This window comes from Bradyrhizobium sp. Kon56 (assembly GCF_055807635.1).
Genome location: NZ_JBVVOU010000008.1, coordinates 272354 through 287080, shown reverse-complemented (window position 1 = coordinate 287080; position 14727 = coordinate 272354). Strand labels below are relative to the sequence as shown.

The 14727-nt window shown below is 62.2% G+C and carries 13 protein-coding genes; 8 read left to right on the top strand and 5 right to left on the bottom strand.

Annotated elements, in window-relative coordinates:
* The 5 genes from AC0L3B_RS16325 to AC0L3B_RS16305 all read left to right on the top strand — a co-directional run.
* The coding region (locus AC0L3B_RS16325; RefSeq protein ID WP_473380722.1) for a hypothetical protein at positions 1 to 476 on the top strand (476 nt) is incomplete at its 5' end.
* A gap of 551 nt (positions 477 to 1027) precedes the next feature.
* Positions 1028 to 1783, top strand: a complete 756-nt coding sequence (locus AC0L3B_RS16320) for an alpha/beta hydrolase family protein (protein WP_247821688.1) — start codon at positions 1028 to 1030, stop codon at positions 1781 to 1783.
* Positions 1784 to 2122: 339 nt separating this feature from the next.
* Positions 2123 to 2440: an ArsR/SmtB family transcription factor gene (locus tag AC0L3B_RS16315; protein WP_018456332.1), complete on the top strand. Its 318-nt coding sequence runs from the start codon at positions 2123 to 2125 to the stop codon at positions 2438 to 2440.
* Positions 2437 to 2922 (top strand): SRPBCC family protein, encoded by a 486-nt coding sequence (locus tag AC0L3B_RS16310; RefSeq protein WP_204511026.1) that lies wholly within the window; start codon positions 2437 to 2439, stop codon positions 2920 to 2922. The genes AC0L3B_RS16315 and AC0L3B_RS16310 overlap by 4 nt, the downstream gene beginning before the upstream one ends.
* 45 nt (positions 2923 to 2967) lie before the next feature.
* Complete coding sequence (locus tag AC0L3B_RS16305; RefSeq protein ID WP_247368676.1) at positions 2968 to 3381, top strand: MAPEG family protein; 414 nt, start codon at positions 2968 to 2970, stop codon at positions 3379 to 3381.
* Positions 3382 to 3485: 104 nt separating this feature from the next.
* On the opposite strand, the gene AC0L3B_RS16300 is transcribed toward AC0L3B_RS16305, so the two are convergent.
* Together AC0L3B_RS16300 and AC0L3B_RS16295 are read right to left on the bottom strand one after the other, a co-directional pair.
* The gene (locus tag AC0L3B_RS16300; RefSeq protein ID WP_473380721.1) at positions 3486 to 4109 is read right to left on the bottom strand and encodes a class I SAM-dependent methyltransferase; all 624 of its coding nucleotides are present in this window, start codon (positions 4107 to 4109) and stop codon (positions 3486 to 3488) included.
* 1222 nt (positions 4110 to 5331) lie between these two features.
* Positions 5332 to 6129, bottom strand: coding sequence for a helix-turn-helix transcriptional regulator (locus AC0L3B_RS16295; protein WP_085352993.1), 798 nt, complete (start codon positions 6127 to 6129; stop codon positions 5332 to 5334).
* Positions 6130 to 6553: 424 nt separating this feature from the next.
* Here AC0L3B_RS16295 and AC0L3B_RS16290 point away from each other — a divergent pair, with 424 nt between their 5' ends.
* The 3 genes from AC0L3B_RS16290 (at position 6554) to AC0L3B_RS16280 (ending at position 10432) form a co-directional block, all read left to right on the top strand.
* On the top strand, positions 6554 to 6787 hold the full coding sequence (locus tag AC0L3B_RS16290; protein ID WP_473380720.1) for a hypothetical protein: 234 nt from the start codon (positions 6554 to 6556) through the stop codon (positions 6785 to 6787).
* Positions 6788 to 7274: 487 nt separating this feature from the next.
* Complete coding sequence (locus tag AC0L3B_RS16285) at positions 7275 to 8231, top strand: hypothetical protein (protein ID WP_473380719.1); 957 nt, start codon at positions 7275 to 7277, stop codon at positions 8229 to 8231.
* A complete protein-coding gene (locus AC0L3B_RS16280; RefSeq protein WP_473380718.1) occupies positions 8228 to 10432 on the top strand; it encodes an autotransporter outer membrane beta-barrel domain-containing protein in 2205 nt (734 codons plus the stop codon). Before AC0L3B_RS16285 ends, AC0L3B_RS16280 begins: the two co-directional genes overlap by 4 nt.
* A 117-nt stretch (positions 10433 to 10549) precedes the next feature.
* Here the strand turns inward: AC0L3B_RS16280 and AC0L3B_RS16275 are convergent, their stop codons facing one another.
* The 3 genes from AC0L3B_RS16275 to AC0L3B_RS16265 are packed head-to-tail and all read right to left on the bottom strand — an operon-like array spanning position 10550 to position 14468.
* Positions 10550 to 11167 carry a hypothetical protein gene (locus tag AC0L3B_RS16275; RefSeq protein WP_018456341.1) on the bottom strand — a complete coding sequence of 206 codons (618 nt, stop codon included), beginning with the start codon at positions 11165 to 11167 and terminating at the stop codon, positions 10550 to 10552.
* A gap of 8 nt (positions 11168 to 11175) precedes the next feature.
* Entirely contained in the window at positions 11176 to 11700 is a 525-nt protein-coding gene (locus AC0L3B_RS16270) for a (2Fe-2S)-binding protein (protein WP_204511033.1), read from the bottom strand.
* Entirely contained in the window at positions 11697 to 14468 is a 2772-nt protein-coding gene (locus tag AC0L3B_RS16265) for a xanthine dehydrogenase family protein molybdopterin-binding subunit (RefSeq protein WP_473380717.1), read from the bottom strand. Before AC0L3B_RS16265 ends, AC0L3B_RS16270 begins: the two co-directional genes overlap by 4 nt.
* Between the last annotated feature and the right edge of the window lie 259 nt (positions 14469 to 14727).

Sequence of the window (14727 nt, the reverse complement as noted above, 5' to 3'; positions counted from 1 at the left end):
GACCTCGCCGAGATTCGCGTCAACACAACGGAATCACGGTTCGTGACTTGTCTCAACCGACTTTTGCAACAAAATCGGCCTGCAGCGGACTTCGGTGCATCGGTACTAGAGAGCCTATGGTCGTGGATTCCGAGAGCTTGAAGAACATTCAGATTATAGATCGCGCGGTCAACGCGACGTTCAGCTTGTTTCAAGCGACCGATGATGAGTTCGCTGCTATCTTTCCCGGCCCGGGCCAAGACATGGAGTTGATTGAGGACTTTACCGAACGCGCTGGGGAAGAGCAGGCTTTGCGAATATTGTCGCCCGTATGGGGGCGCCCCATTTTGAAGCGCGATGCGCAAGGTGTCCACGGGACGCTGTACTTCGAGTATGCCGACCGGAGGCAATCTCTTCCGGAATCTAAGAGAGAGGTCGATTGGCCCGATTCTTACGTTAATCTTGCGCAGCGCAAGCTGTTTGCCAGCAAACGTTAGGGCCTGTATCTGGCCCTGCGACTCGCGGCGATGTCGGCTTGTAACCCGTTGCAACGTTCGGACGACCAGCCAGATTATAATTGTGAACAACGTCACAGAGCCGAAGCTTGCCTTTTGGCAAGCTCTACCTACGCTGCGCACATGTTGTTCGAGGCTGCGATGCGCGCGTTTCCCTGCGTTCTATTGGTCTTTTTCATCTTGCTTGCTTGCGGCTCAGCGGGAGGCGGACCGACGTGCAAGCTGCGCGAGGCTGGTAGCGGCAGTCAATGCGGCACAGTTCGGCCAAGTTTGATCCGAGAGTTCGCTGGCGAATGGGGGCACTGACGGCCAAACTGTATTGGATCTGTGCTGCCGTACTCGGCTGCTTGATGTCGCCTGTGCAAGCTGCCGGTGTTCAGCTTCTGGATACCGATCCAAATCTGGCTGGCGCTATATGGTACCCTTGCGCAGCAGCGGCGCAACGAGTGCCCCTCGGCAAACTCACTGTCCAATTCATTGATTCGATTGAAGGTACGAAGGACTGTCCCGTCACAGGAACGAACTTGCCACTCGTGATCGTCTCGCACGGACGCGGCGGTTGGTTCGGACAACACGATGACACGGTGCAGGCCCTGGCAAACGCTGGATTTGTCGTCGCCTCGATCAACCTTCCGGGTGACAATGGAAACGATTCCTCGCAACGAGACAGCCTTTCCATTCTAGCAACCCGGCCCGCCAGCATTATCCGATTGCTTGATTTCATCTTGAATGACTGGAAAGACCGGGCTGCGATTGATTCCTCCAGGATCGGCTTCTTTGGGTTTTCGCTCGGCGCCTATACCGGATTGGTGTTGGCGGGCGGCAATCCCGATCTCCGGAGATTTGCGCTCTACTGCTCGGACGCGAACCGAACGCGGGCATGCGAGCAACTCCGTAGCGGCGACATACCCAGCAGCTTGCCTCACGAACCTCGTATCCGAGCCGCAGTGCTCGCCGATACGGCAATTAACTTCGCCTTTCCCGCCGACCGCTTGGCAGACATCACAATCCCGCTTCTGATCTGGCGATCAGAGTTTGGCGGCGCAGGCGTAGACCCGAAAAACTCAGCGCTCGTTGCTCAGTCGCTGCCCGGCAAAAAGGAAGTGCGCGTGGTGCCTGCCGGTCATTTTGCTTTCCTGTCGCCATGCACGGCAGAGTTCGCGGAGAAGCTTCCTCGCTTCTGTACTGACCCGCCGGGTTTCGACAGGACGGCATTCCATCGCGAGTTCAACGCCAGCATCATCAATTTCTTTCGAGAGACTCTCGTTCGCCAGGGCGAGAGCCGTTAGCAGCCGATCTATGAGCGCGATGGACGGCCGCATCCTGGGCGGCGATGCGTTCTTCTACTATCTCGCGGCGAGCTCGAAGGCATCGCACTCGCTGGGAAGCGCAGCCTGCGAGCATCGCTCAAGCTGATGAGGCGGGCCCAGAACGGTTACTCAGAGATCTCGGATGTCTGCCGAGAGGGTAACGCAGGCCTGACGTGCGACCGCGGCGAGGTCGGCAAGTGAGCCCAAGCTGACGTTTGGCCCAACATCATCACGTTTGACGAGATCATTAGTTTATGCTTATCATTAGTTATGGCTAATGATAGATCCGCTACCGTAACGGCAACCCTTCGGCGAAGCATGGCGAAAGACAGCGTGCAACTGGCCGCTCTGGGCGATTCGACCCGCAGACGAATATTCGCATTGCTGGGCGCGCGGCCGCGCACTGTCGTTGAACTCACCCGTGAACTGACTGTCTCCCAGTCAGCCGTCTCTCAGCATCTGAAGGTGCTGCGCGAATCTCATTTGGTTCGTGCCGAGCCGAAGGGAGCCAGCAACATTTATCACATCGATCCAGCGGGGCTCAGCCAGATGCGCGCCTGGCTTGACCGGTTCTGGAGCAGCACACTGGCTGCGTACAAAGTGGCCGTAGAAAAATCAGTGGAGGACCAGAAATGAGCATCCGTGTATCGGCGGCACCCATCAAACAATCGATCGTGGTTGAGGCGCCTATCGAGCGCGCGTTTAAGGTCTTTACGGAAGACTTCGGCAGCTTCAAACCACGCGAGCACAATCTGCTCTCCGTGCCCATCGCAGAGACCGTGTTCGAGCCCCGGGTCGGCGGTCACATCTATGATCGAGGTGTCGACGGCAGCGAATGCCGCTGGGCGCGTGTGTTGGCTTTTGAGCCGCCGAATCGCGTGCTTCTAAGCTGGGACATCAGCCCGCGCTGGCAAATCGAAACCGATCCAGACAAGACCAGTGAATGGGAGGTGCGGTTCATTGCCGAGACGCCAAGCCGGACTCGATTGGAACTTGAGCACCGTCACCTCGAACGTCATGGCCAAGGTTGGGAAGGCGTGAGCGAAGGCGTTGAAGGCGATCAGGGTTGGCCGCTCTACCTGAAACGGTTCGCCGAGCGGATAGCCCGCGAGGCTTGATATCCGCGTAACCTATGCGACGTGATCGCATTTGCGGAGGTCCTTATGACAGCCTACTGGCTTAGCATTGTCGGGGTGCTTGCCCTTTGCCTCCTGTCAATTTTGCTGGCGGTCTATTCAGGATTCTCCAAAGGCAGGGCCGGGGCACTCTCCGGACCTGTCTTGCCGTTGGATGACGATAACCTGCTGTACCGGATCGATCGCGTCCACATGAACGCAGTGGAGGCGCTGCCGCCTTTTGTCGTCCCGACAGTCCTGGCTACGTTGGTAGGGGTAAGACCCGTCACGCTTGCAACGCTTGTATGGGTCTATGTCGCAATTCGTCTGATCCACGTTGCGGTCTATTTGCGCGGCGGTAACGCGGCCAAAGGCGGCAGCGTCAGAACCATTCTCTATGTTTCAGGTGCCCTCGTAACGGTCATCCTCATTGTCGTAACCGCCCTGGCAGCCATCCACTAGGGTATCAACGCTGGCCGCCTGACGACAGCGGCTTTTGGCCCGAAGCGAGTGATCTGTGCAATTCGCAAGTTGTGGCCCTGCAGACGTGGGCTGCAGCGTGAAATTCAGCATGATCTGATGAAGCTGCTGAACTGGAAATTCTGTACCGATTGCCACGGCGTCGCGTGCTTATGACGCCGATGATCCGTCAATGTGAAGCCGGCGCCGAGCAGTGCGGTGATGCTGTCAGCGGTGTGACGTGTCACGGGCAAGCCGCTGCATTTCTCCGGACCATCGATTGCGAATGTGCCGATGATGACATGACCGCCAATTTTTACGGTTCTTCGGACGCACGCGACATAAGCCGCTTGTTCTTCCGGCGCGGTGAGAAAATGGAACGCTGCACGGTCGTGCCAGATGTCATAATGGCGCGCTGGCTGCCATGTCGTCACATCGGCGACGATCCAATGCACGGCGTCGCCAGCGGCACCGAGCCGTGCACGCGAGGCCGCGAGCGCCGCGTCGGACAGATCAAGGACGGTCAGATCTGCATATCCAGCCGCCAGCAGCGCATCGACCAGCCGAGCCGCCCCACCGCCGATGTCAACAATCGGTGAGGTAAGCTCTGCGGCGGCCAGTGCGATCAATCCGAGCGAAGGCGACGGGCTCTCCTGGAACCAGCTTAACTCGCGTTCGCCCTTGCTCTCGTATACGTTCTCCCAATGGGCCGCCCGGCCTGAAATCGTCATGAAACCCGATCCCTTCCATGCTGACCCCGCCAATACTCGACCGCAAGCATTACTCCATCCCTTCAGTGTTCTCGCCCTCGGCGCTCCTGCGTGAAGCGCGGCGACAGCGCGGCCTGCCACGGCAGGATGTCCGGAGGTCTGCATTCTAGACCCGGACGGCGATCTCGTCAGGTGACCCAAGGCGGACCATGACCTGCAAATTCCGAGCTGGCGATCACTTCTAAGATTGCCTCGTTGAGCCGGTTTCCCACGCTACCGGCCCAAATTGATTTAGAAGTGGCCCAAATTCGTTCCTGTATCTGGAACTGAGTATCTGGTTTAGAGTCTCGTGATCGCCGCCCGGTCCTTGGCTTTTATCGGTGACAGAGAGTCCTGCACGCTCCCGCCTTTGACAATCGCGGTGAGCTATGTGTGAGAAATGTGACGAGATCGACCAGCGCATTGCGCGGTACAAGTACATAGCATCACGTATCACCGACCGAATTACGCTCGATGGCATAACTGAATTAATCGAAGCTGCGCCTGCCAAGAAGGCCGCTTTCCATTGCAAACCCGAGCAACAGTGAGGCCGCGTTGAACCTAAACGCCGGCGGTCCGACCAATGTCTACTGGAGGATTGCGGTTTCCAGTTCCAACGTGGCGCCACTGAGCATTATTGGGCTTGGTGGCGTTTTCGTTTAGGCGGAATTTCGAAACTCAGAGCGGCCTATTTCGGCCTCGATAGGGCGCTGGCCTGTTTCCCACCTCAGTGGCCCGGTTTGATTTTAGCCCCGTCCTGCCTTTCTTTGTCGCAATCGCTCAGCTTGTCCAAGGCATCAGTGGCTTAACCCACATATAGGGCGTAGACTCAGCCGATCACCGCCCCGCCATCGGCATCTATCGGTGACTGAGAGTATCGCGCTCCCGCCTCCTACCCGGAGAGCACTATGCGCACCAAAGCCGTACAACCCAAATTGTCGTTGCAGAATAGGCTTATGCTCGAGGCTAACCGCCTCGAAGGCGATGCAAACAGGCTGCCCCATGGCCCCCTTCGGGAAGCCATGATCCGCGCAGCGGGACTAACCGAAAGTGCGCATCGAATCGAGAATTGGCTGTCCTCGGCAAGTCTACGAGCGCCAACGTGACCAACGATCGCTGTCGTATTCATCTTCCTGCATCTCAGCGAGGTCCGAGACGAGCCAGAAAGGGAAGGGCATCCAGGGCAGCCCTGCGGCTTCAGCCGTTATCGCAGCCTGCCGAGCCACAGCGCGGCGAGGGACTGGCGACTGCGCACGGCGAACTTGGCGTAGATCGACTTGACGTGGAAATGCGTGGTGTTCGGACTTTGCTCGAGCTTCTGCGCGATCTGCCTTTCCGTGTCCCCGGCGAGCAGTCCGAGCAACACGCGGCGTTCAGCGGGTGTGAGGGGCGCGTTGGCGATGAGCAGTCCGTGGCTGAGCAATTGTTGACGGTGAAACCATCTCAAGGCGCGCATCACGAAGCCCAGACGCTGGCCGTCCTGTGCCGTAAAGCGGGGTTGCTGCGCATCACGAAATACGAACAGGCGAATCCTCAAATCGTCATTGAGCGCAATGCGCACGGAGATGCTGTCGGCGAAGCCGACGTCCAGATAGTGGCGCCGATAGTGCTTGCCCTTGAACCATTCCGGCGGCAGCGTTTCGAACAGCAGGCGGACGCGGAACGGCTCGTCGCCCGACATTGACAATATCTGGGACAGGTCGACCTCGTCGGACCAGAGCGTATCGTACTGCTTCTGCACGGATGCCGCCACCGCCGGTATCGGGTCCAGCACCCTGACGAGACGCGGACGCCAGCCGAGCAGGGGATCGGTCCGCTTCGGCGAAGGCAATCGCACGACCACGCCCCACAGCACATTGCGTGCCGACAACATGGTGCGCAGTGCGGACAGCAGGTGGGTCAGCGCAGCGTCACTGTCGGCGACCGAGAAGTCGGCCAGCTGATCCCAGAGCGCATAGACGTCCTGATTTAGCGGATCGATGGGATCCGTGGAGAGATGCATGTCATTTCCAGATTGTGCCGGCCGCCGAACCCAGAGGCGACCCCAGAGGCCTCCGACCTGCGCGAGCATACATAAAGTACAGCGAACCACCTTTCCAGGTAGTTCTCAGATGCACAAAATGGCGCGATATCGGCCCGGTTACCGGGAATACAGATTCTCTCAGCGTAACGACATTGGGAGATCGACGATGCGTACAACGACGGGCGCGCGCCGGCCTAAAAGGCCTGGCGAAGGCCGGACGGAGAGGCGACGGCGGTGCGGTTTTTTCCTCGCCCTGTCATCCGCGGTGCTGATTACACTCTCAGCCTTTGCGCAGCATCCACCGGCAAGGGTGTCGATCCGCCCTGGGCGTTAGCGTTCCCTGATCAAGCCGCTTTTGCACGCGTTTCCGTCGCTCTCGGAAGTTGATTGGCATGGAAATCTCATGATCCGGCCAGCCTGCCGGGTTTCTGATCGGCTCGTCGAGCCAGAAGAGCACGGCATCGTCGCTTTCATCATCTCGGCACTGCATGCGTCGCGGCGCCGCCTGGCAAGCCGCGTCATACGCCAATGTGAGCATTTGCTCGGAAACGAAGCCAAAAAACGTCCGGAGAACAAGAATGGTGACGAGCAGAACGACGCAAACAAGATTGGCGGCCCGATCCCATGCCCACAATGAAACGGGCTGGCTGCTGGCAGTCGCCGCCGCATTCCTCATCGTGCACGCCGCCGCCTGGATCATCTGCGGACATGTTTCGAGCAACGAGGGCGCGCATTCCCAACCTGAGCCGATATGCCTGTCGTGCGATTGACGGCGCTCCTGGATTGCAAACCGATCCGCGGAGTCGATGCGCCGGCGCTCATAAATCGTAGCGAACCACCTTTCTAGGTAGTTCTCAGACCCCTCGTGTGACGCGATATTCGGCGCGGTGACTGGGAAGACGGATTCTCTCTGCGTAACGACATAGTTGAGCGGGCCTCCGCAGAACTTAAGCGCGTGCAGAACACGTTGCCGATATACCACCCCGCCTCGCAATCGTCGGGCCGTGACGATTGTTTGCCGTTTTCAAGGATCCAGCCATGCAACGCTTTTCTGTTTCGTGCTCCGGTCGCGAGACATTCCCTGTCGTCGACACGGCAAACAAGAGCGTTTCTGGAGTTACGGCATGAAGGTCAAGCTCGGTTCGACGACGCGGCTGCAAAACAGCAGCAGCATTCACAACAAGATGTCAGGTGGGGCAATGTCGGGCTTTGGACGGTTTTCGAACGGACGGGCCGCGCTGCTGGCTTTGGCATCAACCGGATTGGTCGGGATCGCGGTCCCGGCGTTGGGACAGGATGCGACCTGGCTGGCCAACCCTGGCACTGCCGACTACAACACCGCCGCAAACTGGGCCCCGGCGACGGTGCCAGTCGGCACCGCATTGTTTGGCAGCTCGAACACGACCGCGCTGACGCTCTCGGCCGACACCACGGTCGGCGGCTGGACCTTCAGTCCAGGCGCCTCGAACTATGTTCTCGACAACCACAACTTCCTTCAAACTCTCACTTTCAGCGGTGCCGGCATTAGCGTTCAGGGCGGCAGCGCCACGATCACCAACAGCGGCTTCCGGAGCTCCATCGCTTTCAACGGCAGCAGCTCGGCGGGCGACGCCACCATCACTAACACTGCAAACGGCATCACGATCGGTTTCAACGACCGCAGCACGGCCGGCAGCGCCACCATCACCAACAGCTTCAGCAGCACCATCAGTTTCGCTAACAGCAGCACGGCCGGCAGCGCCACGATCATCAACCGCAATGGCTCGCTCGTTTTCAGCGACGGCAGCTCGGCAGGCAGCGCCGCCATCACCAGCATCGTCGGCGGCTCCGTTGCCTTCAACGGCACCAGCTCGGCGGGCAGCGCCACCATCAACGGGGCAGCCGGTAGCGTCGTCATTTTCCGCAACAGCAGCACGGCCGGCAGCGCAGCCATCAGCGCTAGCGGGGTACTGCAATTCCGCGACAGCAGCACGGCCGGCAGCGCCGGCATCACCAATAGCAATCTACTGCAATTCCGCGACACCAGCACGCCGCCGGCAGCGCCATCATCGCCAGCAGCAACGGCCTTACATTTGCCATGAGCAGCACGGCGGGCAACGCAACTATCGCTATCAGTGCCGGGTCGTTGGTGTTCTCGAACACCAGCACGGCCGGCAGCGCCGCCATTACCAACGGTGGCGGGTTCGACTTCCTGGACGCCAGCACCGCCGGCAGCGCCACCATCATCAACAACAACGGGCTGCAATTCGCTGACACCAGCACAGGCGGCAGCGCCACCATCATCAACAACGGCAGCCTGGAATTCGCTAACTTCGCGACGGGCGGCAACGCCGCCATCACCAACGGCGCTTCGAGCGTTACGGATTTCAGCGACTCGACAGGGCCCAACAATGATCACAAGCTCAGCGCCGGCTCGATCAATGGCGCCGGGCTCTTCAGCCTTGGTCAGAACGAATTGACGGTCGGCGGCAACAACCTCTCCACCAACGTCACCGGTGTCATTGCCGACGGTGGCGCTGTCGGCGGCACCGGCGCCTCACTCGTCAAGGTTGGTACCGGCACGATGACGCTGTCCGCTATCAACACATACACCGGCGCGACCACCGTGAACGGCGGCACGCTGGCGGTCAACGGCGATATCACCTCGGCAAGCGGCGTCACCGTGAATCCCGGCGGCACGCTCGGCGGCAGCGGCATCGTCGGCAACACCAACGTCAACGGCGGCACGCTGGCGCCGGGCAATTCGATCGGCACGCTGACGGTGAGCGGCAGCCTGACATTGACGGCGGCATCGACCTATCTGGTGCAGATATCGGGCGCATCGAGCGACATGACGGTTGTGACCGGCACCGCCAACCTTGCGGGCAAGGTCACGGTCGATCCGCTGGCGCGCATCAGCGCAACCACCACCTACACCATCATGATCGCGGGCACCGTCAACGGCACCTTCGACACGGCGGGCGTTCTCGCCGGCAACAGTTTCGCCCGCAATGCGCGGGTGAGTTATGTCGGCAACGAGGTATTACTGACGGTCGATCCCGGCCTGCTGTCGCCGAACCTGCCCGCCAATGCCAATATCAACCAGAAGAACGTCGCGGCCGGAATCGACAATGCGCTCCTGGCCGGCGCCAACATGCCGGCGGGCTTCAACGCGCTGTTCGCTCTGACCGGCTCCGGTCTCGCCAACGCCCTGACGCAGGTCTCCGGCGAAACCGCGACCGGGTCGCAGCAGTCCACCTTCAATGCGATGAACCAGTTCATGGGGCTGATGACCGATCCGTTCATCGCCGGGCGCGGTGACGGTGCAACCGCCGGCGGCAACGCAACCGGTTACGCCGACGAGCAAGCGCTCGCCTATGCCGCGAGGAAGCGCAGCCCGAACGACGCGCTGGCGGCGATCTATACCAAGGCACCAGTTGCGGTGCCGTTCCAGCAGCGCTGGAGCGTGTGGGCGGCGGGCTTCGGCGGCTCGCAGAAGACCGACGGCAACTCGATCGCCGGCTCGAACAACACCAGCAGCAGCCTCTATGGCACCGCTGTCGGCGCCGACTATCGCATCTCGCGCGACACGCTGGTCGGCTTTGCACTTGCCGGCGGCGGCACCAATTTCAGCGTCGTCAACGGTGGCGGCGGACGCTCCGACCTGTTCCAGGCCGGCGCCTTCGTGCGCCACACGCTCGGCGCGGCTTATCTGTCCGGCGCGCTCGCCTATGGCTGGCAGGACGTCACCACCGATCGCACCGTCACCATCGCCGGCATCGATCGCCTGCGCGCACAGTTCAATGCCAATGCCTATTCGGGTCGCGCCGAGGGCGGTTATCGCTTCGTCGCGCCCGTGATCGGCGGGATTGGCTTCACGCCGTACGCCGCAGGCCAGTTCACCACCTTCGACCTGCCGGCCTATGCGGAAGGTGTCGTCTCGGGCGCCAACACCTTTGCACTCGCTTATAATGCGAAGAGCGTGACCGACGCGCGCAGCGAACTCGGCGTCCGCGCCGACAAATCCTTTGCCATGCAGAGCGCGATGCTGACGCTGCGCGGCCGCGTGGCCTGGGCGCATGATTTCAATCCCGACCGCGGCATCGGTGCGACGTTCCAGACGCTGCCGGGCGCCAGCTTCTTCGTCAACGGCGCGGCGCAGGCTTTCGACTCCGCGCTGGTCACGGCATCCGCCGAAACCAGATGGATGAACGGCTGGTCGACCGCCGCGACATTCGAAGGCGAGTTCTCCAGCGTGACGCGCAGCTACGCCGGCAAGGGCGTGGTGCGATATGCGTGGTGAACCCCTCGGGTGGCAGCGGTGCCGTTGGAAACGATCAAGCAGTGCCATGACTTGATGACGCTCGGCGTGAACTACAAGTTCGACTGAACTCCGTTCGCGGGACGGACCGCTTCGACGTCACGGCGCCGGGCAGGCCGCTCCGGTCTTCACCCAGGCCTCGACCAGCGCGCCGGCCTGCTGTTGCGTGCCCGGCACGGGCGAGCGGCCGAAGCCGGGCTTCCAGGCCCAGCCGACGAGGGTGTCCTTGCCGATATGGTCGATCAGGTCTTCCACCTTGCGCCCGCCATTGCGCGCGGGATCCCTGATCTGCTCGCAGATCTCGCCGACGGTCTTGCCCTCCCAGGCCATCTCGCGCGGGGCGAGATGCCATTCGGGATGGCCGGGTATGCGGCCGGGCTCGAAATTGGCCTTCTGGTGGCAGGTGTTGCAGCGCATCGCCTCGAGCCCGTGGCCGTCAGCGCCGCGCGTCACCGGCGGCTGATGCAGGCGGGCATTGTCGCCCTGGTGCGGCCTGTCGCCGGCCGGATGGCAATTGGTGCAACGCGGATGCGTCAGCACCTTGCCGAGCTCGGTGAAGATTGCGGCCGAGCGCTTCTCTGTGTCGCCGATCGAGGCAAAGCTCTCGGGCGAGGCGAGGGCGTGACCTGCCGTCTCCGACGCCGCGTAGCCTGCACCGAAACTGCCGGCGAGGGCGGCGACCACGGCAATCATCTTGAACCGCACGTCGGAGATCATGATGCGCGTCACTTGGTGGCCATGAGGTAGCGCTTCGAGTCGGCGAGGATCACGTCGCGCACCGCCTCGTGATATTTGACGTAGCCGGTGCAGCGACAGAGATGACCGTCGAGCGCACCCGCGATGGTCTGCTCCAGCGCCTCGCGCGCGACCGGTGTCCGCGACAGGCGCTCCAGCAGGACCTGGCCCTCATTGAGGAAGCCGGCGGTGCAATAGCCGCACTGAAAGGCGAAATGCTCGATGAAGGCCTTTTGCAGGGTCGAGAGCTCGCCGTCCCGCGCGTGCCCCTCGACGGTGCGGATCGACTTGCCGTCGAAATTCACGGCCGGCGCGACGCAGGTCGGGCTGGTGGTGCTGGTGCCGTCGGGCGCATCGATGATGACGGCGCAGCTCAGGCATTGCGCGGCGCCGCAGCCGAACTTGGTGCCGGTCATTCCCAGCATCTCGCGCAGAAAATCGTTCATCGAGAGATCGTCGCGGACGTCCATCGGGCCGTGCTTCTGGCCGTTGATGGTGAGGCTGAGGGTCGTCACGCGAGCACTCCCTTCAACAGGCTTGCGGTGACCGGCAGCGCACGGAAGCGATGGCCGGTGGCGTCGTGGATGGCGTTGATCAGCGCCGGCACGATCGGGATCATCACGACCTCCGCCATGCCCTTCGGCGCTTCGTCTGGTACTAGCGGCTTCAGCATCTCGATCTCGAGATCGCGGAGCGGCAGGTCGGAGCCGCGTGCGACCAGATAGCGCCCGAGATTCCATTCGCCGTTGCCGGGGCCGCCCTCGAACGGTGGGAGGGTTTCGAGCAGCGCGTAGCCGACGCCCATGGCGAAGCCGCCCTCGGCCTGGCCCATCACGACCTCGGGCACGAGCGCGGTGCCGCATTCGAACACACTGTAGGCCTTGGCGATGCGCAAGCTCCCGGTTGCGCGCTCGATCTCGACGCGGACGACCGTGCCGCACATCGAGGTGTAGGCGGTGCCAATCCGGTTGTTGTCGGTCGGCGGAAACTTGACGGTGGTGCGGTTGATCCGCTCGAACTTGCCGTTGCCTTTGCGGATCGCCAGCGCATCGATCTCGGCGCGGTATTGCTCGCCGGACACCGGGAAGCGTGCCCGCGACCACGCCCAGCGCGAGAAGCTGTGCGCAACCGCACCGGTGACGAAGCCGCGCGCGTGAGCTGTTGCGGCCAGTACCGGCAGCGCCAGCGGTTCGAGGCCGGGCATGGTGAGCTGGCCGTTCTGCCAGCTTGCGGCGTCCCATTGCCCCGCGCGCCGATCGGTCTTTGCGACGCGCCACAGCTCAAGCGCCGCGGGCCACAGGCCGAAGCGGAAAATCACGCGGGCGGCTTCCGCGGCCGAATGCGTGCCGACATGCGCGCCGATCGAGGAGCTCGTCGGCGAGCTGATCGCGGGCACCCAGCGCGGATTTTTCTCCGCGGCGTCCTGGGTCTTCTGGTCCATGGTGGAGGGATCGCCTGATGTGACCAGCCCGAGCATGTCATAGCTGTCGACGCGAGCGACCGAGACCTCGTCGGCGATGGCGCCGAGATGGCCGGCGACCCGGTTGGCCAGCGCCGTCCCGATGCCGTTGCCCATCTCGACGTGATCGCAATAGATGACGATCCTGCCGTCGGGGGCGAGCTCAACGCGTCCGAGCGAGCCGTCCGCACCGGAGCCATAGTCTTTCGTCACGCAGGCAACGCCGGTGCCGACCAGCCGATCCGACGAGGTCTGCTTGAACTGTGCCCGCTGCTGCCAGATCGGGTGCTTCTCGAGCTTGTCGAGGATTTCGGGCGTGCGCACCGAGACGATGTAGGGATTGCCCGTCATGGTCCGACCGTTCTGCGGCAGCGCGTTACGCCGCCGGAATTCGATCGGGTCGCGCTTGAGCTCGGAGGCGGCTTCGTCGATCAGGACCTCCAGCGCCGTCATGGCTTGCAGGATGCCGTAGCCCCGCATCGAGCCTGCGCTCACGCCGCGCGAGTGCACCGCGACGGTCCTGACGTCGACCTTCGGAATGTCGTAGATGCCGATCGCGCCGGTGGCTGCGACGACGGCGACGCTGGCCGAGAAATGGGCGAGCCCGCCGCCGTCGAGCACGTGATCGGCAGCGAACCCCTTGATCTTGCCGGTCGCGCGATCGATGCCGATGCGCGAGCGCATCTTGATCGCGTGGCGTTTGATGCCGGCCTGAAACTGCTGGTAACGGTCATGCGCCAGCCGCACCGGCTTGCCGGGAAAGCAGACCGCCGCGAGCGCCACATACAGAATGAAAGGCGTGTGATCGCGGCCACCAAAGCCGCCGCCGACATGGGCGAACTGCGCGTTGATGTGTGCCGGCTTGTAGGGCGCGCGGGCCTTGCCGAAGAGATGCGCGATCGACTCCGCCGCTTCGTAGGGCGACTGGACGCCGAGCAGCAGTTCGAGATTGCCGCCCTTGCCGTCGTACCAGGCGAGCCCGCATTCCGGCTCCAGGAACATCGGGTCGACCGATTGCGTCTCGAACTCGCGGTCGAGCACCAGCATGGATGGGTCATCCGCTGCAAGCTCGGCGCGGATCTGCTCGCCATATTTCGCCGCCTTGGCGTAATCCGCCGGCGTGTCCTTCGCGAGCGGCGACCACACCGGCAGCGCCGCGCTCTGCACCTTCTTGGGCGAGACCCAGCCGGCCTGGAGCGGCGAATAGACGTCCGGTTGGTCAGGCGAGGGACCTGCCACGCGGGTGAAGCGGAAGGCCCCGTAATCGGGCACCACGACAGGCCCGGTCTCCTCGCCGAATTGGACGAACGTGCCGTCGCGCAGCGCGAGACGCGCCTGGTCGAAGGCATCGAACTTTTCGAAGATCAAAAGCGCGACCGGCTGCCCGAGATAAAGCGGCGTCTTGCCGATCGGACAGAACAGGTCGCCCGCATAGAATTCCGGCACCTGCGTCCCGATCCGATCGAGATCGGCGGCTGTCACTACCACCGACGGCTTGAGCGCGCCGCCGAGGCGGCCGAGGTCCAGCCCGGTATAGACATGCGTGGCGTCATTGGCGCGGACCAGGATGGCGTGCGAGGTGGCTTGCGGCCAGCCCGGCAGGTCGTTGGCGCGGAAGTCGGACGCGTAAAGCTTCGCACCGGTGACCTTGGCGACGCCGTCGACACGGCCGGCGCCCGTTGTCGCGGGATTGAACTTGCCGCGTCCAGGCAGCGTTTCGTGCGCTGCGAAGGGAACGCCCGCCGCGGACGCCAGATGTGACAGGCTGACCGAGATGCCTCCCGCCGATAACCACTTCACGAACTCACGTCGCGAAGGCGTCATGATCAGATCCTTGGACAGAGTTTCGAGAACATCGGGATGCTGGCAGCATTCGATGTACGCAGGCCACGGACCAGCGCGAGCGCCGAATCCATTACGATCCATTGACGATAGAACGGGCGAGGAGGTTTACAACCAATGAATGTGATACGCTTACGGCTCGAATTGCGGTTTCGAGCTTGCTTTAAAATCGAATCGAACGGAAGACCGTCAGGCAACAGGGGGCGAAACGCAAATGCAGCACGATTCGAACGGTGCAGCT

Bases quoted from the DNA above. Each gene is read 5' to 3' on its own strand.
- AC0L3B_RS16315 (WP_018456332.1), top strand. From the start codon at position 2,123: ATGGCGAAAGACAGCGTGCAACTGGCCGCTCTGGGCGATTCGACCCGC.
- AC0L3B_RS16310 (WP_204511026.1), top strand. From the start codon at position 2,437: ATGAGCATCCGTGTATCGGCGGCACCCATCAAACAATCGATCGTGGTT.
- AC0L3B_RS16305 (WP_247368676.1), top strand. From the start codon at position 2,968: ATGACAGCCTACTGGCTTAGCATTGTCGGGGTGCTTGCCCTTTGCCTC.
- AC0L3B_RS16300 (WP_473380721.1), bottom strand. From the start codon at position 4,109: ATGACGATTTCAGGCCGGGCGGCCCATTGGGAGAACGTATACGAGAGC.
- AC0L3B_RS16295 (WP_085352993.1), bottom strand. From the start codon at position 6,129: ATGCATCTCTCCACGGATCCCATCGATCCGCTAAATCAGGACGTCTAT.
- AC0L3B_RS16290 (WP_473380720.1), top strand. From the start codon at position 6,554: ATGATCCGGCCAGCCTGCCGGGTTTCTGATCGGCTCGTCGAGCCAGAA.
- AC0L3B_RS16285 (WP_473380719.1), top strand. From the start codon at position 7,275: ATGAAGGTCAAGCTCGGTTCGACGACGCGGCTGCAAAACAGCAGCAGC.
- AC0L3B_RS16280 (WP_473380718.1), top strand. From the start codon at position 8,228: ATGAGCAGCACGGCGGGCAACGCAACTATCGCTATCAGTGCCGGGTCG.
- AC0L3B_RS16275 (WP_018456341.1), bottom strand. From the start codon at position 11,167: ATGATCTCCGACGTGCGGTTCAAGATGATTGCCGTGGTCGCCGCCCTC.
- AC0L3B_RS16265 (WP_473380717.1), bottom strand. From the start codon at position 14,468: ATGACGCCTTCGCGACGTGAGTTCGTGAAGTGGTTATCGGCGGGAGGC.